Below are 20,153 nucleotides of genomic sequence, written 5' to 3' on the forward strand. Positions count from 1 at the left end.
TGGTTAGCCCTTTTTTCTAGTGGGGGTTACGCCTAAATAATCTTTAGAAAAGTGTGGAAGTAAATGATTTGGCTGTATTATTTGAAAAATACATCGTAGGCAAAACGCATCAATGTACCGATAACGACTACCAAAAAGAAGATTCGGATGAATTTGTTTCCTCGATTGATGGCAAGTTTGGCGCCTATCCATCCTCCTATTGCGTTGCTGGCGGCCATGGGTAAGGCGATAGCCCAAATGATTTTACCTTTGAGCATGAATAGACAAATGGAACCAAAATTGGTAGCAAGATTAACCATTTTGGCATTGGCAGAGGCATGCAAAAAGTCAAATCCCATTAAGGCGATGAAAGCAACAACCAAGAAGCTTCCCGTGCCTGGACCTATGAATCCGTCGTAAAAACCTACTACAAAACTGATAATTAAAGCATTAAGAATTTGGGTTCTTGGTGATATGATTTTTTCTTGATGCTGTCCGAAATTTTTCTTGGCATAAGTGTAAATGGCTAATAATGATAGTACTACAAGTAATAAAGGTTTCATGAAATCATTACTCACATAGGTTAATAATGTTGATCCCAAAAATGCGGAAGGAAAGGCCAATAGCATCATGATACTCAATATCTTCCAATTAATATTAACTTTTTTCATGTATTGATAGGCCGCAAAAGATGTACCGCTAAAGGCAGGTATTTTTAAGGAACCAATCACCGTGGATACTGGGAGATTTGGCAGTAATATGAGTCCTGCAGGTGTTTGTATGAGTCCGCCGCCACCAACTATGGCATCGATAAATCCTGCAACAAAGGCGGCTAAACAAAGTAATACTATGATATAGGTTTCCATAAAGCAAAAATACCATTCCACTTTTTATTATTGCTAAAAATTTGCCATTGATTTAGTTTCAAAAACATTATTTTTGCTTTTTTTAAAACGAAAACAAAATGGATTTATCAAAAATGATTGAATTACTGAGCTATACCCTACCTGCCATTATCACTGGGATGGTTGCTTATTACTTTTTTAATTTACACACTAAAAACGAGGAAGGAAGACGTCGTTATTTATTGAGCAAAGAGGCTCAAAAAAATGCTCTTCCCCTGCGTTTACAGGCATACGAGCGTATGACGTTATTTTTGGAACGCATTGGTCTTGCTAATTTATTGACTAGAATTTCTCCTATTTCGACAAATAAAAATGATTATGCAAATTTTGTTATTGCACAAATCGACCAAGAATTTGAGCATAATTTGGCACAACAAATTTATATGACCGATGAATGCTGGACAATCATAACGACTGCGAAAAATGCAACTATCCAAATGATTCGTAAAGGGGCTATGAGTGAAGCTGTTGGTAATGCAGATCAATTAAGAGAAGCGCTGCTAAATGATTTGCTTGATAGACAAACTCCTAGTAATGCCGCTTTGGGTTATATTAAAAAAGAAGTAAGCCAGATGTGGTAATTTTTTTTGGTTGAGTTTCTAAGATTTTGAGAGGCTAAGTTTCTGCGTTTTCTATGGTTCTTTGGTAAAAATCTGAGAGTCTTAGAAACTTAGAATCTTAGCCTCTTACTCTTTGAGTAATCTATCCAACTGGAATTGTTCTTTTTCGTTCAAAGAAGGCAGGAAATTTTGAAAAGTACTTCTGATTTCAGGGTTTTTTAATAATAACCGAATATTTTCTCTTCCAAATTTAGAAAATTGCCACATATGGTGCGTGGTTGCATTAACCAAATTTTTTAAAATGGCTTCGTTGATGATGTTGAAATTCAATAAGTATTCTAAGGCGTTTTGTCTTGTTGTGGCTTCAAATTTAGGAGAGGAATAGTCTATTAATTCTTGAATGTAGGTTTCTTTATTACCAGCATAGTCTGGAGTGGAAACGGCCAATGACAGCCATAAAATCCGTAAATTGAAATCGTTGAATCCTATCCAGTCTTTTGTTTTTGTTAAATAATCATTTCTTTTATTTGGAAAATTATTCCATAAATTATACAGTGCCAGCTCTTGCGTTTGATAGGATTTGTCATCAAGCAAGGTTTCATATTCGTTCCTGAATTCTTCGGGTATTTTTTGAAGTGTGCTTGCTACTGCTTGGCGAACCTGAATATTTTTTGTTTTCATCGCCAAGTAGAGTAATTGCTTTTTATCTTCAAATTTCTCTTTAAAAAGTTGGCCAACTATAGTTTCTTTCACGCTGTGGTACACATCAGACTGTAATGTTTTTTCGAAAAAATCATACTTTTCGGTTAACGGTTTATTTCTAAGTTTAGCTATTTCTAGCTGCACTTTCATAGCGTTATTTTTAGCCAGCAACTCATTTGCAATGTTACTGCTAAAGTCAGGTGATTCAAGCCATGTTTTACTGAAATTTACCAAATCATAATTGGATATTTTTTTGATTTCATCAAAGAAATTTTGAGTAGTGACGTTTTGATAAGAATATTTCAAGAGGTAATTCTTAACGGCTTTTTTAAAGGCTTCCTCTCCTATTCCTTCTCGTAAAACATGTAATGCCCAAGCTCCTTTTTGGTAAAATGACAACGAACTTGCTTTTGCATTAAGCACTGGAATAGTATCAGTTTTTGAAGCTTGCCTGAGCTGTAATGACGATTCGTATAATTTGGAATAAAAATAATCATCACCATAAATTGACCTTTCTGCCAACAAAGCATAATAGGTTGCAAATCCTTCTTGGAGCCAATGATCTTTTCCGCTTTGAGCTGTGACTAAATCGCCAAACCATTGGTGTGCCAGTTCATGAGCATTGACATTGGTATAACTTCTATCTTCAAAACCAATGCTATCAACAACATAACGGTTGGCAAATAATGTTGAACTCGTATTTTCCATACCAGCATATAAAAATTCAGAAACTGGAATTTGACGATAGATTTTCCAAGGATACTTCACTCCTATTTCTTTTTCCAAATAATCAAATATTTCTTTGGAATAACTGTAGGTTGGTTTTCGTTTGCTGATATCTTTTGGATCTAAATACAATTCTAATGGAATTCTTGATTTTGCTTTTAGGGTACTTTTTTCAAATTTACCAATAGCTATCATCAATAAATAAGAACTCATTGGTTTTTCCATTTGATATTTCCAATGCGTACTGCTCTTAGTTTCTTCTTTGCTTTTTAATACTCCGTTTGATATGACTTTATAGTTAGAATCAAAAGCAATTTCTATATTGAAAATTACTTTTTCATTAACATCGTCAAAACTCGGAAACCAATGACTGGTGTATTTTCCCTGGCCTTGTGTCCAAATCTGTAAATTATTTGTGGCTTCTGAGCCTACAAAATACAGAGTTTGTTTGGGTTTTGCTTCGTATGAAAATTGAATCGAATTTTTTCCTTTTTGGAACGGATAAATCAAGAGCAATTCCTTTCCATTGGTGGTAAATGGAATCTTTTTGCCTTTCAATTCCACACCGCTAAATGTCATATTTTGCGCATCAATCTTGACAGTGTCTATGGGTTTTAATACTTCAAAAGTATATGTAACATCGCCACTAACATTTTTATTACTTGGATCAATGGTAATATGACTATTAACAGTTTTAAAATCAACTGATTGGGTTTGTTGTGCGAATGTAAATGCGGATAGAAATAGGAAAAGGTATTTCATTCTAGTATGAATTTATGGAATCAGTATCCCAATTTTTTGGATTGTTTTTGATGTAATAATATATTTTGTCGAAAGAATTGTAATTCTGAACAATATGGTCGTGATAATTGGATTGCCAAATAGAATCAGATTCATTGTTTTCTAATAACGGATTTATTTGTTTGGTGGTTATCGATTTGAATACGGCAACAAATGATGAAATGGAATTTGGTTTTCTGGATAATATGTTTGGTTTTATTGCATCCTGTAGAGACGCACTGCAGTGCGTCTCTACGTTATCGTCGTTGATTGATGATATTTCGTTCGATTTAATATGCGAAAGATATGCATCATGTGATATAAACAAATTCTTTAATTCAATATCGGTATCATCTGGAAGAATCGTTTTGGTCGAATAATTCGATTTTGGAAATTGGTGTAGAGATGCACTGCAGTGCGTCTCTACACTGTGCTTCTCTACGTTGTTTGTTGATGAATTATCGTTTGACAGTTCCAATATTTCAATCAGTAAATGAATATGATTGGGCATAATGACCCAATTGTGAAAAAACCATCTATCCCGTATTTGAATTGATTTTAATAGTTCGGTTTCAATAATTTTGCCTTTATCGTTTAAATGCATCTTTTTGTTTTCAATATCGCCAAAAATGCATTTTCTGTTTTGTGTGGCTAACGTAATAAAATAAATGGCTTTGCTGGAATAATCCCAATTTTTTAATCTGTTAGATTCCGTTCGGTATTTATTTTTGAATAAAGCCATAGATAATTGTTATATATTCAAAGTTACAAAGGATTTACCAACAAATCGTACTAAATTTGTTTGACAATGTAGAGACGCATCCCGTAGAGACGCACTGCAGTGCGTCTCTACGGTTAACAAAATAAATAAAAAAAAACCATTGAAAAAGAAAGCCCTATTTAATTGGAGCAGCGGAAAAGATTCTGCTTTAGCATTATACAAAACACTGCAAAATGACGAATTTGAAATTTGCTGTTTGTTAACCAGTGTAAACCAACAGTTTAAACGTATTTCAATGCATGGAGTTCGGGTAGAATTATTGGAACAACAAGCCAAGAGCATTGGTTTGCCACTCGAAATCATGCAGATTCCCGAAATGCCAACGATGGAAGTGTATGAAGCAGTTATGCAGACAACGCTTTCTGAATTAAAAGAGCAGGGCGTTACACATTCTATTTTTGGAGATATTTTTCTGGAAGATTTGCGAAAATACAGGGAAGATAAATTGGCAGAAATAGGTTTTGAAGGGGTTTTTCCGCTTTGGAAAGTGCCTACTCCCGATTTGATTCAGGAGTTTATTGCACTAGGATTCAAGACTATTGTGGTTTGTGTTAATGAACGTTTTTTGGACAAAAGTTTTGTCGGTCGTGTGATTGATCAGGCCTTCATCAATGATTTACCCGAAAATGTAGATGTCTGTGGCGAAAACGGGGAATTCCACACTTTTACTTTTGACGGGCCTATTTTCAGCAAACCTATTTCATTCGAAATTGGTGAAATTGTTTATCGAAAATATGAAAAACCAAAAGAGCAAAATTCATCAGATACCGCTTGTGACACATCAGCATCGGATGCTTTTGACTACGGATTTTGGTATTGTGATTTAGTTTCAACATCGTTTTAAAGCATCTCAACTTATGGTGAAACAATATTTGGGATGATTTAAATAATATGACTGTCCGCAAAGAGTACCATGTATTTTTTTTTTGCCACAGATTAAAAAGATTCTCACAGATTTCATTACACTTTTTTAAAAAATCTGTGTAAATCTTTTTAATCTGTGGCTAATTCTATCTGTTTGGTATTAGTTACGGATAGTCTATTAAATAAAAAGAGAACAATAAAACAATAACGTTCTAGAGTTCTAGAGTTCTCTTTTCGGATTGTTTCATAATTGAAAATTAACCAAATATTCAAATTATAAACAAAATACTGAGATAGTCATTATGGATTAGTATATCTCAATTTTTTGATAGTCTAATCCTGGACCATCACAGTTTTGCCATGTACTGGACAAAGTATTTTTAGCAGAAAAATAAAGCTCTTCTTTTTGATTACCATAACAGCTTCCAATAATCTCACTATTCTTTGGATATGTCAATTCTAAAACCATTCCGTCTTGATTATTTTTAGCAATGTATGTACCAGAAGCAGTTGTCTGAATAGTATTTCGAGTTCTGAACTTTGTAAATGTTCCTTTATCACCGAATACATAGAATTCTTGCCATTCCATTGCAGTTCCAGTGGTTTGTGAATTGAATATGCTTCCAGACATTTTGACTAATGTCCATTTTCCATGATAATCGGCTGTTGTTGTATTTTCTTTATTGTCTTTAGTACAAGAAGAAAAAACAGAAAGAAAAATAACAATTATAGCAAGATTTTTCATCTTTAAGTTTTATAGTTACTTAGATAAGATGGTATAAATTGCGGAAGGTTGCGTCAGGTTGTAATTGTTTTTTGAAAAAGAAATTTATCTTTCTCCATACATTTTTAGCAACTGTGTTACTGTATTCCAATTTCGAATGGTTGCTGTTACATTTAGCTTTTTCTCGATGTATTTCTGGTCAAATCGTGTTTTACCAGCCCCAACGGCATATTTAATATAGATTCTGCTTTCGTCGATATGAGCCTCATCGGGTTTTACCTGACTCATTTTTAAATCATTGATACTGTCACTTTTCAAGGTTGTAGAAACAAAAGCCACATACAGTTTTTTGATATCAAAATCCTTCTCTTTCAAAAAAGCATTGTTTTTGAAACAATTTTCCAAATCGGTTTTGCCAATGACAACAATAGGAACTTCATGTCCAAAAGCCTTGAATATTTCCTGTTTTATTTTGAAACCAACTGCTGGCGCATTTTCCTCATCGGTATCTACAAAGACATTTCCAGATTGTATATAAGTCACGACATTTTGAAAACCAATATTTTCTAAAGCGGTTTTCAAGGCTTCCATTTTTATCATATTGTGGCCAGAAACATTGATGCCACGAAGAAGTGCGAGATGAGTTGTCATTTGTTTTTTAATTTAAAATGAGAAAAAAATGTATAATAATTATTCACCTAAAAGTTCTCGAAAATTTATCTTTATTCTCCTCTGGATAGGATGAATCAATTTGGGAATTTGCTTGTAAGCAATTTTAGCTTTATCCAATTGCTCTTGTTCTGGTATTTCACCCTTATCAATTAGTGAAAAGCTTTCATCATAAGACTTAAATGTTTTTGCTGAAGCAATAAAAAAGCTAGTCATAAGTTTTTCTATATCATCAGAAAAATATATAGCATTAGATTTAAAATAATGACTTAGTTTGTTATGTGATTCACGGAATGCATTGCGTAATTCTTTTTCGAAGACAATTGAATTTATTCCTTGAGGTATCTCTTTAGAAGGGTTAATGTATTTTTTTAACAACCCTAAATTTAAATTTATATGTTCATAAGTTTGAGCTAATACTTCAAGTCTTTTTTCGTGTAACTTTGTAAACTTAAAATTTTCTTTTGTCTTTAATGAATTAAGTTCAGTTTGAAAATTAGCAATTTCAATAGAATGTTCTTTTTTCACTTCTTCAAGTTTTTTGTCAAAGGAATTTTTAACACTACCTTTTACTTTTTCATTGAGCCAAAGCGTAATTAATGTAGGTATTAAACTACAAACAAGAGCTATGATAATATTGACAAGAATATCCATGAGTTGTCATTTTTTATAAAATTTTGTTTTGCTAAGATAAAGTGAATTATAAGAATTTCCTAAATAAACCCATTTTCAAATTTCCAAACAAAAAACTATCTTCGCTTTCTTAAAAAGAGAGAAAAGAAAATAGAACAAAGAGCATAGACTCCAAAAATCTAAATTCTGCAACCTAAATTCTGCACACGAGCCCATGGGGCGAACTGGCGAAGCAATCTAAAATCGAAATGTCCAATAATCTCCTAGAAACTCCCATTGAATATCTTAAAGGCGTTGGTCCCGCTCGGGGCGCGTTGCTACGTAAGGAATTGGGGATTTTTAAATACGGGGATTTGGTTAATTTTTTTCCGAATCGATACATTGACCGCACTCGTTATTATAAAATTAATGAATTGCAAAACAATATTGCCGAAGTACAGATTATCGGTAAAATCATCAATATCAAAACGGTAGAATTTGGTCGTAACCAAAAGCGATTAGTAGCAACATTTGTTGACGATACGGGACAAATGGATCTCAACTGGTTTCAAGGACACAAATGGATTAAAGAAAGTTTAAAGATCAATGAAGTTTGTGTTATTTTTGGAAAATGTGCACAATACGGCAGCCAATACAGTATGGCACATCCCGAAATTGAGTTATTGAGTGAACACGAAAAAAGCCTGCGTTCGGCGATGCAGCCTGTTTATCCTTCGACAGAAACCTTAGCCAATCGTGGCATAACGAATCGCGTGGTGAACAAAATGATGCAACAGCTTTTTCTGGAAACGCAGGCATTGTTCAGTGAAACTTTGCCTTCTTATTTGACCACCGAGCTCAAGCTAATTCCTAAAAACGCTACTTTATTCAATATTCATTTTCCTAAAAGTGCCGAGATTTTGGCGAAAGCCCAATTCCGATTAAAATTTGAGGAATTGTTCTTTATTCAGTTGCAATTGATAACGAAGAATTTGATTCAGAAACATAAAATTAAAGGACATCCTTTTTCTAAAGTGGGAGAGTTTTTTAATGAATTTTATCAAAATCATCTTCCTTTTGAATTAACAAATGCTCAGAAAAGAGTGATCAAGGAAATTCGAACCGATATGGGAAGCAATGCTCAAATGAACCGATTGCTTCAAGGTGATGTGGGTTCTGGAAAAACCATAGTCGCTTTTATGAGCATGCTGTTGGCAATGGATAATGGTTTTCAGGCCTGTTTAATGGCTCCGACAGAGATTTTGGCTAATCAGCATTTTATAGGATTGTCGGAATTGGCAAAATTTTTAAACATAAATATAAAAATACTCACAGGTTCTACTAAAATTGCTACCCGTAGAATCATACACGAAGAATTGGAAAACGGAACTTTGCAGATACTCATTGGTACACATGCCTTATTAGAAGACAAAGTAAAATTCCAAAATTTAGGATTGGCAGTTATTGATGAACAGCATCGTTTTGGAGTCGAGCAACGTTCTAAATTGTGGAAAAAAAATACGATTCCTCCTCATATTTTAGTGATGACGGCCACTCCTATTCCCAGAACTTTGGCGATGAGTTTGTATGGAGACCTTGATATTTCCGTAATTGACGAATTGCCTCCTGGGAGAAAGCCCATCCAAACTGTACATCGTTTTGACAGCAATCGTCTAAAAGTATGGAAATTCATTCGGGACGAAATTGCGCTGGGACGCCAAATCTATATTGTTTATCCGCTGATTCAAGAATCGGAAAAAATGGATTACAAGGATTTAATGGATGGTTACGAAAGTATTTCTCGGGATTTTCCACTGCCGCAATATTCGGTTTCAATACTTCACGGAAAAATGAAACCCACCGAAAAAGATTCTGAAATGAAACGTTTCTCCGAAGGCAAAACCAATATTATGGTCGCTACAACCGTTATTGAAGTCGGCGTGAATGTGCCCAATGCCAGTGTTATGATTATTGAAAGTGCCGAACGTTTTGGATTGTCACAATTGCATCAGTTGCGGGGTCGCGTAGGCCGTGGCGCCGACCAAAGCTATTGCATTTTAATGACCTCCTTTAAATTATCAAGCGACAGCAAAACCCGTATGGAAACGATGGTAAGCACCAATGATGGTTTCGAAATTGCCGAAGTCGATTTGAAACTTCGTGGTCCTGGCGATTTGATGGGAACACAGCAAAGTGGTGTTTTGAATCTTCAGATTGCCGATATTGTACGCGATAGGGATATCTTGCTTTTGGCACGAAACTATGCCATAAAAATTCTCAAAGATGACGCTCCTATGCAGAAACCTGAAAATGCTATACTGAAAGCAGTCTTTATCGAATTGACCAAAAAGAAAAATATTTGGAATTATATCAGCTGATTTTGAAATAATAATTGACCTTTATTTTTCTCTGGACAAACGCATGAGTTAAAAAACAACCGCAGATTCGCAGATTAATTAGTTGTAAAGTTAAATTTCCTAATTTCACTGAATTTAATTTGCATTAATTCTACGAAAAGTGATTAATTTATGTTATAAAATAAAAAAAATCTGCGAATCTGCGGTAAAAATAAAATTGCTTTTAAACCTTTTTATAAAGTTCAAGTCAAACTATTTAGTCATTATCAATTTTCAATTCTTGTATATACAAGTGTTAAATAAAGAGTAATGCCTTTTGTATTCGTACTAAAAGCTTAATTTTGTTTCTCACTAAAAAAAATGCACTAAAAATACATTCCAAAGACCTATTTATCCACAGTTTTATGAAAATAAAAAACCTTATTTACGCTTTACTAATTATCCTGTTTGGTAGTTTTATAGCTTATCGAATTATCTCAAATAAAAATAAAAATGCCGAATCTAAAGATAAAGGCGGTAAAGATTCTCCAACAATTGTAATTGGACAAGTAGTAAAAACAGCCACTTTTGATAATAATTTATCTTTATCGGGTTCTATTGAAGCCAATGAGCAAGTTGAAATTCATAGTGAAGTTTCAGGAATTGTAGAAGGCATTTATTTTAATGAGGGTTCTATGGTAAAAAAAGGACAGATCTTATTCAAAGTAAATGATATTGAACTGAAAGCACAATTGCAGCAAACTGCAACCAAAGAAGGTTTAGCTGCAGAAAATGCCAGAAGAGCCAAATTATTGCTGGAAAAAGAAGCAATCAGCCAAGAAGAATATGATATTTCAAGAGCCGATTATAAATCAGCTCAGGCACAAACGCAATTAATAAGAGCCCAAATTTCAAAAACGGCTGTCAAAGCTCCTTTTTCAGGAAAAATTGGATTGCGTTCTATTTCTCCGGGAACTTATATTACACCTACAATCTTAGTAGCAAAATTGGTAAATACAGGAAAATTAAAAATTACATTTTCTATACCAGAAAAATATGCTTCTCAAGTAACGTCTGGCTCGACTATAGATTTTAGCGTTTCGGGATCTACTAAATCCTACACTGCAAAAATATATGCAATTGAACCAGAAGTCGAAGTAGCGACTCGTACCTTACAAGTTCGTGCGATTGCAGATAATATAGATGGTAATCTTTTTCCGGGAACTTTTGCCGATATAAAATTGCCTTTAGCCATTATTAAAGACGCTATTGTTGTTCCTTCGGAAGCAATTGTTCCTGTTCAAAATGGCAAAAAAGTTTTTATTTCTGATATGGGCAAAGCCAAAGAAGTAATGGTAGAAGCCACTACTAGAACAGATGCTTCTATTTTGATTCTTTCAGGTTTGAAGGCTGGAGATACTTTGATAACAAGTGGAGTTATGTCTTTAAAAAATGATGCCCCAGTAAAAGTTAAAGTAAAGTTATAAGTTAAGAATTATAAATTATAAGTTTTAAATCCATACTCATTCTGAACTTATAATCAGTAACTCATAATTCATAACTCATAATTTATAATTAAAATACAAATGAGTTTATCAACAACAAGCATAAGAAGACCTGTTTTAACAATAGTACTAAATCTTCTAATCATATTATTCGGTTTTATCGGGTACAGTTTTTTGGGCGTTAGAGAATTTCCCTCAATTGATCCAGCACAGGTTTCTATTAGAACGAATTATACAGGAGCCAATTCTGATATTATAGAATCACAAATCACGGAGCCTCTTGAAAAAGCAGTAAATGCTATCGATGGAATTCGAAATATTACCTCTTCCAGCAATCAGGGAAGCAGTAATATTACAATCGAATTTAATCTGGATAAAGATCTTGAAAGCGCAGCAAATGATGTTCGTGACAAAGTTTCACAAGCTATCCGCAGTTTACCTCAAGACATCGATGCACCGCCGGTAGTCTCTAAGGCTGATGCCGATAGTGAATCTATTATTTCGATGACTGTTCAAAGTGATACTAGAAGCTCATTAGAACTAAGCGATTATGCAGAAAATGTCATTTCACAGCGTTTAGAAACCATTCCTGGTGTGAGTGGCGTTCAAATTTGGGGACAAAAGAGATACGCAATGCGTTTATGGATTGATCCTTCAAAACTGTCCGCTTATGGCTGTACAGTTGCCGAAGTCCGCGCGGCTTTAAATGCACAAAATGTTGAATTGCCTTCTGGAAAATTGACAGGTAATAACACTGAACTTACCGTAAAAACGATTGGAAATTTATCAAAACCCGAAGAATTCAACAATATTATTATTCGTACTGATGGTGATAAAATTGTTCGTTTTAGCGATGTGGGTAATGCAAGTTTGGGACCTGAGAATATAGAAACGCAGCTGTCACAATCTGGATTGCCAATGATTGGTTTGGCTATTGTTCCAATGCCTGGTGCTAATTATTTGGATATTTCAAAAGAATTTTACAAAAAATATGCCGCTTTAAAAAAGGATTTACCAAAGGATATCAAACTTAATATTGCTTTAGACAATACTATTTTTGTAAAAAAATCAGTACTTGAAGTGGCTGAAACTTTAGGGATTTCTATTCTTTTAGTAATCATTATTATTTATTTATTTTTTAGAGACTGGGCAATTGCGTTCAGACCTTTAATTGATATTCCTGTTTCCTTAATTGCTACTTTTTTCATCATGTGGCTTTTTGGATTTTCGATTAATGTATTAACGCTTTTAGCAATTGTTCTGGCAACCGGTTTGGTTGTTGATGATGGTATTGTTGTTACCGAAAACATCTTCAAAAAAGTTGAAGAAGGAATGTCGCCAATTGAAGCTGCAATCAAAGGATCAAACGAAATTTTTTATGCTGTGATCTCGATTTCGGTTACTTTGGCCGCAGTATTTTTACCAGTAATATTTTTAGAAGGTTTTGTAGGTCGCCTCTTTCGGGAGTTTGGTGTGGTAATTGGAGCCGCAGTATTAATTTCGGCTTTCGTGTCCTTGACTTTAACACCGATGCTGAATGCCTATTTAATGAAAGGCGGCGAACAGAAAAAATCAAAATTTTATATTAAAACTGAACCATTTTTTGAAAAGCTAAATAGTGGCTACGCTGATTCTTTAAAACGTTTCATGGACAAAAAATGGATTAGTTTTCCAATTCTAATCATATGTTTTGCCTTGATTTATTTATTCTTTACCATTCTTCCAAAAGAAACAGCTCCTTATGACGACCGGAGTGCTGTAACAATGCGTATGACAACCCCTGAAGGTTCATCCTATGAATATACGGATCGTTTTATGCAGGAAATTTCAAAATTAGTTGATGATTCTATTCCGGAGAAAAAAGTGAGTTTGGTTATTACAGCACCGGGTTTTGGTTCTTCGGCAACTAATACTGGTTTTATTAGGCTTTCATTAAAAGGACCTGACGAAAGAAAAAAATCTCAAAAAGACATTGCTGATCAACTCTCCAAATGGATAAAAAAATATCCTGATGCTAAAACAGCAGTGCTCCAACAAGCTACAATTGCGGTAAACAGACGTGGCGGCTTGCCTATTCAGTATATTATTCAAGCCCCAAATTTTGAAAAGCTTCGTGAAAAAATTCCGTTGTTTATGGATGAAGTTGGCAAAAGCGATGTGTTTTCAACCACGGATGTGAATTTAAAATTTAATAAACCGGAAATAAACGTAAGCATTGATCGTGCAAAAGCCGAAAGTCTTGGAATTTCTATTATGGATATTGCTCAAACCCTTCAGCTTTCGTTGAGTGGCCAGCGTTTTGGTTATTTTATTAAAAACGGAAAACAATACCAAGTTATAGGGCAATTTGATCAAAAAGACCGTTCAAAACCATTGGATTTAACTTCAATGTTTGTAAAAAATAATAAAGGTGAATTAATTCAAATGGACAATGTTGTCAATGTAGAAGAACAGAGTAATCCGCCACAATTATTTCATAATAATCGATATATGTCGGCAACGGTTTCAGCAGGTTTGGCACCAGGCAAAAGCATCAGCGATGGTATTGATGTGATGAACGAAATTAAAGCCAAAGTGCTTGATGATTCATTTACCACCGATTTAGGAGGAGAATCACGAGATTTTGTAGAAAGCAGCTCGAATACTTCTTTCGCTTTTGGACTCGCTTTATTATTAATTTTCTTGATTCTTGCGGGACAATTTGAAAGCTTTATAGATCCATTTATTATCATTTTGACTGTACCAATGGCGGTTGCAGGGGCTTTATTCTCCCTTTGGCTATTCAATCAGACTTGGAATATTTTTAGCCAAATTGGAACCGTAATGCTTATTGGTTTGGTAACCAAAAATGGAATTTTGATAGTCGAATTTGCTAATCAATTGCGAGAACAGGGAAAACCAAAATTAGAAGCTATTTTAGAAGCTTCGGAAGCGAGATTGCGTCCAATTTTAATGACTAGTTTAGCTATTGCTCTAGGGGCGTTGCCAATCGCAATGTCGCTGGGCGCCGCTTCTACAAGCAGAATTGGAATGGGAGTTGTAATCGTAGGAGGAACAATTTTCTCATTGGCATTGACCCTTTTTGTAATTCCAGCTATTTATTTAATGTGGTCTAAGGCTAGAAAACATTATCCTGAATTTGATCATATTGAAGAATATGAAAGAGACAGCAAATCGTAGATTCTTATTTTTGAAACAAATAGTTAAAGTTGTGAATGTTTTTAAAAATTAATTTACAGCCAATAATTTATCACATGAAAACTAAAAACATATTAAAAAGTCTAGTTTTATTTTTGTTATGCATCGCAAAAACGAGTGCACAAGAAGTGCTAACTCTTGAGGACGCGATAAAAATAGCTTTAGAAAACAATTTTGAAATTAAAATTGCCAAAAACAATTTAAAAATAAATGAAACCAACGTAGCCATTGGAAACGCTGGAATGCTGCCTAGTGCAACAGCTTCTGTTGTGGATGATAACAGTATTAAAAATTCTTCTCAAACCCGCCAAGACGGCACTACGACCTCGTTGGATAATGCCAAAAATAATAGTTTAAATTATGGTGTCTCTTTGAATTGGACGATTTTTGACGGAATGAGAATGTTCGCCAAATATGATCAATTAAAGGAATTGCAAAATATGGGCGATGCGCAACTAAAATGGACTATCATTAATAAAGTCAGCAGCGTAAATTCGGTTTATTATGATTTGATACAAGAACAGCAAAAATTATCTGATTTGGATTCCACCATTGTTATTTCCCAAAAAAGGCTTGAGTTTACCAAAAACCGCTATACGATTGGAAAAAATTCTAAGCTCGATGTTTTAAATGCGCAAGTAGATTTAAATACCGATCTTGGAAATTTGGTTAAAGAAAAACAAGCTTATTCTAATGCAAAAACGCTTTTGAACCAAATTTTGGCTCGGGATCTGAAAACAGATTTTGTAGTTTCGGATAAAATTAATGTAGACCGAAAATTGCAGCTGGACGCTTTAATGGCATTAGCAGAAAAACAAAATCCTGAATTGGAAATGCAGATAATCAATAAAAAAGTAGCCGAATTAGAATTGAAACAAATCAAAGGAGACCGCTACCCTACTATTAAGCTTAATACGGGTTACAATTTCAGTGATTCGCATTCGAGTCTTGGTTTTACTTCTGAATCTTCTGCACATGGTTTAAATTATGGTTTTTCTGCCTCTTTGAATTTGTTTGATGGAGATGCACAAAACAGAAATGAAAAAATTGCCAAAATGCAGATTGACAACTCAAAATTAGCAATAGATCAGCAGTTGATTCAATTGAGAAGTAATTTGATAGTCGCTTATCAGGTGTATTTGACTAATTTAGATTTGATTGATCTGGAAGTAAACAATACGGCTATTTCAAAGCAAAATCTTGAGATTACTGGCGAAAAATTCAAAATTGGAACTATTACTTCTGTAGAATTTAGAGCTGCACAATTAAATTATATCAATTCTAGAATCCGCTTAAGCGACGCACAATTTCAAGCCAAATTATCCGAAATAACATTGAGAGAATTAGCTGGTAATCTTAATTTTTAATTATTTTTGGAACTAAAAAAACAGAATGATATCATATAATCCCAAAATTTGGTTCGCGTACATTTTTCGTTTTCATAAATCAGATTCTTTTAAAGAGCTATTCCCTATCCTGTTTATAATTGCTGCTTATTCTGGAATTATTGCTTATTTGGAAATGGAATATTTCAAATTAGACGAAAACAGTCATGTCAGAAATCTTTCTGTTATTCATACCACATTAGGTTTTGTAATCTCTTTATTATTGGCATATCGAATCAATTCTGCTTATGATCGTTGGTGGGAAGGACGCAAATTATGGGGCGCTTTAGTAAATAATAGCCGTAATCTTGCCATCAAACTTTCGGTTATATTGAAAGATGAAAAGGATTTGGCTTATTTCCGAAAATTAATTCCTAGTTACGCTTCAATGTTAAACAAGCATTTGAAAGACGAAGAAACGAGCATGCAATTGTTTGAGGATGTCGATTTAGCCTTAGATCACCACAAACACAGACCCAATCAAATTGCTAAAATGCTGTTCCAAAAAATTAATGATTTGTATATTTCTCATAAAATAACCGGAGATCAATTAATTATTTTAAATAATGAAATACAATCATTTACTGATATTTGCGGTGCTTGCGAGCGTATCAAAAACACGCCAATCCCCTATTCATACAGTACTTTTATTAAAAAATTCATTTTTATCTTTGTCTTGACCTTGCCGTATGCATATTCTTTCACTTTGGGATATTATGTAATTCCTGTGGTGTCTTTTATTTTTTATGTATTGGCAAGTATCGAAATAATTTCTGAAGAAATTGAAGAACCATTTGGTTACGATGACAACGACTTACCAATAACAAAAATCACTCAAAACATAAAAAGGCATATAGAGGAAATTTTATAATAGAAAACCTAAGTCCAATTAATTTTTAGGAGCAGAAACATTAGGCGTTATTAGCTGGCATTAGTCCCGCTATTCGTTGCAATCTTGTGAGCCGAACCCCGACTCACAAGGATTTTCACTGCTACCGGGGCTTAAGGGAATTATATTGCTACTTTGCTATCATTCACATTATAATCAAGCTCAGATTTTAAAATAAAATTTCTTAGCATAGTTTTAAATTTTGCAACAAACTAACTTTGACCCTCAAGAAACATTGATTATATTTGCATTCTTGAAAAAAACGTAAAATGAAATCGCCATGATTCAAAAATGTAAATTGTAATTTAGATGGCGATACCATGTTCCAATAAAAAACAAATAAAAGCTTAGCATGAAAATATCTTATAACTGGTTAAAACAGTTCATTAAAATAGATTGGAAATCAGAGGAAACATCAGCACTACTTACCGATTTAGGACTTGAAGTGGAAATCGTTGAAAAATACCAATCCATAAAAGGAGGATTAGAAGGTATTGTTGTGGGACATGTATTAACTTGTGTACAGCATCCTGATGCCGATCGTTTAAAAATTACTACTGTCGATCTTGGAGACGGTACTCCAATACAAATTGTTTGCGGTGCCAGTAATGTTGACGCAGGACAAAAAGTGCCAGTAGCAACCATTGGAACTGTTTTATATGATAAAGAAGGAAATTCATTTACCATAAAAAAAGGAAAGATTCGCGGACAGGAAAGCCACGGAATGATTTGCGCCGAAGATGAATTAGGTTTAGGTGAAGGTCATGACGGAATTATGGTTTTAGACGAATCAATTCCAGCGGGAACATTAGGCGCTACTGTTTTTAAAATAGAAAATGACGAAGTTTTTGAGATTGGCTTAACGCCAAATCGTGCCGATGCAATGAGTCATTTAGGTACTGCACGTGATTTAAGAGCTGGTTTGATTCAAACTGGAATTAATGTTGAATTGATTACTCCATCAGTTAGTAATTTTAGAGTTGATAAAAGAACTTTAAAAATAGATGTTGACGTAAAAGATATTCAGCTTGCTCCGAGATATTGCGGTGTTACTATTTCAGGTCTTACCGTAAAGGAATCACCAGAATGGCTAAAAAACAGATTAAAAGCCATTGGAATCAATCCAAAAAATAATATTGTAGACGTTACCAATTATGTATTGCATGATTTAGGTCAGCCACTACACGCTTTTGACGCAACTAAAATTAATGGAAAGATTCTTGTGCAGACACTTCCTGCTGGAACTAAGTTTACCACTTTAGATGATATCGAAAGAACTTTGCACGAAGAAGATTTAATGATTTGTGACGAAAAAGGGCCCTTATGTATTGCGGGAGTTTTTGGAGGAAAAAAATCAGGAGTAACAGAGACTACCACTTCAATTTTCTTAGAAAGCGCTTATTTTAATCCGGTAAGCATTCGTAAATCTGCCAAAAGACATCAATTGAATACCGATGCTTCTTTTAGATTTGAAAGAGGAATTGACCCAACAATTACTGAATATGCTCTAAAAAGAGCTGCTTTATTGATACAAGAAGTAGCAGGTGGTGAAATCACATCCGATATTGTAGATATTTATCAAAAGAAAATTGAAGATTTTGCTGTGTTTTTGAATTTTAATAATGTTTCCAGAATTATTGGTCAGGAATTGCCAAAAGATACTATCAAGCAAATTTTAGCTTCTTTGGAAATTAAAGTTAATAGTGTTTCTGATGCTGGTTTGGGATTAACAATTCCTGCTTATCGTGTCGATGTACAAAGAGAAATTGATGTTATCGAGGAAATTTTGAGAGTATATGGATATAATAATATTCTATTCTCCAAAAAACTGAATGCGACAGTGTCTAATTCGCCAAGAAACGAAGATTATAAAGTACAAAATACCATTGCAAGCCAATTGAATTCTCAAGGATTTAATGAAATGATGGCCAATTCATTGACTACTGTTTCCTATGTACAGCTTTCGGAAACCTTAAAAGAAGATTATAATGTAACGATGTTAAATCCGCTGAGCAGTGATTTAGCGACAATGCGCCAGTCATTATTATTCTCTGGATTGGAAGCAATATCATATAATATTAATCGCAAGAATGCGGATTTAAAATTATTTGAATTCGGGAAATCGTATCATAAATTTCTTTCCGGATACGAGGAAATTAAGCATTTAACATTATTCCAAACAGGAAATAGAAACCAAGAAAGCTGGACAAATGCTCAAAAACCTTCTGATTTCTTTTTGTTTAAAGGATATGTTGAGGCTATACTTTCGAGATTGGGAATTTCTAATGCTAAAAGTGTAGCAGTTTCTTCAGATGTATTCTCTGAAGGGATTGCATTTGGATTAGGAAGTGATACTTTAGTTGAATTTGGTGTTGTTAAGAAATCAATTCTTAAGCATTTCGGAATTAAACAGGAAGTTTTATATGCTGATTTTAATTGGGCGACAGTTTTAAAACTAATGTCAAGCAAAATTAAATATACTGAAATACCTAAATATCCTGAAGTTCGTAGAGATTTGGCTTTATTAGTTGATCAAGATGTAACTTATGACACTATTTATACGATTGCGAGAGAAACTGAAAAATCTTTACTAAAAAATGTAAATTTATTTGATGTGTATGAAGGTCAAAATTTATCAGAAGGCAAAAAATCGTATGCATTGAGTTTTATAATTCAAGATACTACCAAAACACTCGAAGATGCTCAGATAGATAAAATCATGAATAAGCTTCAAAAGAATTTTGAAACCGAACTTGGAGCAAGTTTGAGATAAATTAGCTGAAACATATAAGTTTTTTAAAATATATTAAAAAGTCAAACTCCCAATTCTTAAATTTAAGAATTGGGAGTTTTTTTATTCTCTTATTTTATTGTGTGTATTAATTAATAAAAAAAGTATTAAATTTATATGAATTAAAAGAAATTTAAATTATTTTCTCATCCTTATAAACATTAAATTATGGAAATAAATAGGAGAATAAAAAGTAAAAAATTAAATACAAGAGTTGATTTAACCGCTATGGTCAGCGTTTCTTTTTTGCTGATTATATTTTTTATGCTTGTTGGCGAATTATCAAAACCAAAAATAATGGCTTTAAGCATGCCTGATAATGGAGATATATCATGTGGGCCAATTATTTGCTTTAGAGAAAATCGTATCTATACGATTTTGCTAGATGATAATAATAAAATTATAACCTATTTCGGTTTATTGGATTTTCCTCTTCAAAAGCCAAAGGAATTTAAATATGGTAAAGAAGGAATACGCAAAGAATTATTTTACATTAATAAAAAAGTACATCAATATTATGCCAATATAGGAAAACCTAAGGTTGGTGTAACAGTAATTATTAAGCCTAGTAAGCAATCTAATTATGGTAATTTGGTTGATATTCTTGATGAAATGGAAATAGCAAATATTGATTCTTATTCAATTGTTGATTATCGTACTCCAAAAGAAACAACGTTACTTGCTGAGAAATAATGATTAATTTTTTATGCATTTCTATTTCAGGACTAGACAATTGCTTGATAAAAA

At 33.6% G+C, this 20,153-nt stretch carries 15 protein-coding genes; 9 read left to right on the forward strand and 6 right to left on the reverse strand.

The features are described 5' to 3' along the window. Positions 1–77: 77 nt before the first annotated feature. Positions 78–845: a TSUP family transporter gene (locus CLU83_RS05705; RefSeq protein WP_100430722.1), complete on the reverse strand. Its 768-nt coding sequence runs from the start codon at positions 843–845 to the stop codon at positions 78–80. A gap of 98 nt (positions 846–943) precedes the next feature. Between CLU83_RS05705 and CLU83_RS05710 the strand changes: the two genes are divergently transcribed. Next, on the forward strand, positions 944–1,465 hold the full coding sequence (locus tag CLU83_RS05710) for a hypothetical protein (RefSeq protein ID WP_100430723.1): 522 nt from the start codon (positions 944–946) through the stop codon (positions 1,463–1,465). Between the two features lie 105 nt (positions 1,466–1,570). On the opposite strand, the gene CLU83_RS05715 is transcribed toward CLU83_RS05710, so the two are convergent. Further along, the gene (locus tag CLU83_RS05715; protein ID WP_100430724.1) at positions 1,571–3,634 is read right to left on the reverse strand and encodes a M1 family metallopeptidase; all 2,064 of its coding nucleotides are present in this window, start codon (positions 3,632–3,634) and stop codon (positions 1,571–1,573) included. A gap of 1 nt (position 3,635) precedes the next feature. Further along, positions 3,636–4,394: a transposase gene (locus CLU83_RS05720; RefSeq protein ID WP_100430725.1), complete on the reverse strand. Its 759-nt coding sequence runs from the start codon at positions 4,392–4,394 to the stop codon at positions 3,636–3,638. A gap of 139 nt (positions 4,395–4,533) precedes the next feature. Here CLU83_RS05720 and CLU83_RS05725 point away from each other — a divergent pair, with 139 nt between their 5' ends. After that, positions 4,534–5,277, forward strand: coding sequence for a diphthine--ammonia ligase (locus CLU83_RS05725; protein WP_100430726.1), 744 nt, complete (start codon positions 4,534–4,536; stop codon positions 5,275–5,277). 327 nt (positions 5,278–5,604) lie between these two features. On the opposite strand, the gene CLU83_RS05730 is transcribed toward CLU83_RS05725, so the two are convergent. The 3 genes from CLU83_RS05730 to CLU83_RS05740 form a co-directional block, all read right to left on the reverse strand. Further along, positions 5,605–6,042 (reverse strand): hypothetical protein, encoded by a 438-nt coding sequence (locus tag CLU83_RS05730; protein WP_100430727.1) that lies wholly within the window; start codon positions 6,040–6,042, stop codon positions 5,605–5,607. Positions 6,043–6,126: 84 nt separating this feature from the next. Continuing rightward, entirely contained in the window at positions 6,127–6,672 is a 546-nt protein-coding gene (locus tag CLU83_RS05735) for a DUF1697 domain-containing protein (protein ID WP_100430728.1), read from the reverse strand. A gap of 39 nt (positions 6,673–6,711) precedes the next feature. Then, positions 6,712–7,344 carry a hypothetical protein gene (locus tag CLU83_RS05740; RefSeq protein ID WP_100430729.1) on the reverse strand — a complete coding sequence of 211 codons (633 nt, stop codon included), beginning with the start codon at positions 7,342–7,344 and terminating at the stop codon, positions 6,712–6,714. Between the two features lie 227 nt (positions 7,345–7,571). On the opposite strand from CLU83_RS05740, the gene recG reads away from it, so the two are divergent. The 7 genes from recG to CLU83_RS05775 all read left to right on the forward strand — a co-directional run bounded on the left by recG (position 7,572) and on the right by CLU83_RS05775 (position 20,099). Then, entirely contained in the window at positions 7,572–9,680 is a 2,109-nt protein-coding gene (gene recG, locus CLU83_RS05745; RefSeq protein ID WP_100430730.1) for an ATP-dependent DNA helicase RecG, read from the forward strand. A 383-nt stretch (positions 9,681–10,063) separates the two neighbouring features. Then, on the forward strand, positions 10,064–11,125 hold the full coding sequence (locus CLU83_RS05750) for an efflux RND transporter periplasmic adaptor subunit (RefSeq protein WP_100433629.1): 1,062 nt from the start codon (positions 10,064–10,066) through the stop codon (positions 11,123–11,125). 99 nt (positions 11,126–11,224) lie between these two features. Then, positions 11,225–14,323 (forward strand): efflux RND transporter permease subunit, encoded by a 3,099-nt coding sequence (locus tag CLU83_RS05755; RefSeq protein ID WP_100430731.1) that lies wholly within the window; start codon positions 11,225–11,227, stop codon positions 14,321–14,323. A gap of 74 nt (positions 14,324–14,397) precedes the next feature. After that, entirely contained in the window at positions 14,398–15,708 is a 1,311-nt protein-coding gene (locus tag CLU83_RS05760; protein WP_100433630.1) for a TolC family protein, read from the forward strand. Positions 15,709–15,733: 25 nt separating this feature from the next. Beyond that, entirely contained in the window at positions 15,734–16,597 is an 864-nt protein-coding gene (locus CLU83_RS05765) for a bestrophin family protein (protein WP_100430732.1), read from the forward strand. 370 nt (positions 16,598–16,967) lie between these two features. Further along, on the forward strand, positions 16,968–19,388 hold the full coding sequence (pheT, locus tag CLU83_RS05770) for a phenylalanine--tRNA ligase subunit beta (protein ID WP_100430733.1): 2,421 nt from the start codon (positions 16,968–16,970) through the stop codon (positions 19,386–19,388). 186 nt (positions 19,389–19,574) lie between these two features. Further along, a complete protein-coding gene (locus tag CLU83_RS05775; protein ID WP_369828753.1) occupies positions 19,575–20,099 on the forward strand; it encodes an ExbD/TolR family protein in 525 nt (174 codons plus the stop codon). Positions 20,100–20,153: the final 54 nt, after the last annotated feature.

The organism is Flavobacterium sp. 1 (assembly GCF_002797935.1).
Lineage (GTDB): Bacteria > Bacteroidota > Bacteroidia > Flavobacteriales > Flavobacteriaceae > Flavobacterium.

Excerpts from the sequence above, each read along its gene's own strand:
- CLU83_RS05705 (WP_100430722.1), bottom strand. The coding sequence starts at position 845 with ATGGAAACCTATATCATAGTATTACTTTGTTTAGCCGCCTTTGTTGCA.
- CLU83_RS05710 (WP_100430723.1), top strand. The coding sequence starts at position 944 with ATGGATTTATCAAAAATGATTGAATTACTGAGCTATACCCTACCTGCC.
- CLU83_RS05715 (WP_100430724.1), bottom strand. The coding sequence starts at position 3,634 with ATGAAATACCTTTTCCTATTTCTATCCGCATTTACATTCGCACAACAA.
- CLU83_RS05720 (WP_100430725.1), bottom strand. The coding sequence starts at position 4,394 with ATGGCTTTATTCAAAAATAAATACCGAACGGAATCTAACAGATTAAAA.
- CLU83_RS05730 (WP_100430727.1), bottom strand. The coding sequence starts at position 6,042 with ATGAAAAATCTTGCTATAATTGTTATTTTTCTTTCTGTTTTTTCTTCT.
- CLU83_RS05735 (WP_100430728.1), bottom strand. The coding sequence starts at position 6,672 with ATGACAACTCATCTCGCACTTCTTCGTGGCATCAATGTTTCTGGCCAC.
- CLU83_RS05740 (WP_100430729.1), bottom strand. The coding sequence starts at position 7,344 with ATGGATATTCTTGTCAATATTATCATAGCTCTTGTTTGTAGTTTAATA.
- recG (WP_100430730.1), top strand. The coding sequence starts at position 7,572 with ATGTCCAATAATCTCCTAGAAACTCCCATTGAATATCTTAAAGGCGTT.
- CLU83_RS05750 (WP_100433629.1), top strand. The coding sequence starts at position 10,064 with ATGAAAATAAAAAACCTTATTTACGCTTTACTAATTATCCTGTTTGGT.
- CLU83_RS05755 (WP_100430731.1), top strand. The coding sequence starts at position 11,225 with ATGAGTTTATCAACAACAAGCATAAGAAGACCTGTTTTAACAATAGTA.
- CLU83_RS05760 (WP_100433630.1), top strand. The coding sequence starts at position 14,398 with ATGAAAACTAAAAACATATTAAAAAGTCTAGTTTTATTTTTGTTATGC.
- CLU83_RS05765 (WP_100430732.1), top strand. The coding sequence starts at position 15,734 with ATGATATCATATAATCCCAAAATTTGGTTCGCGTACATTTTTCGTTTT.
- pheT (WP_100430733.1), top strand. The coding sequence starts at position 16,968 with ATGAAAATATCTTATAACTGGTTAAAACAGTTCATTAAAATAGATTGG.
- CLU83_RS05775 (WP_369828753.1), top strand. The coding sequence starts at position 19,575 with ATGGAAATAAATAGGAGAATAAAAAGTAAAAAATTAAATACAAGAGTT.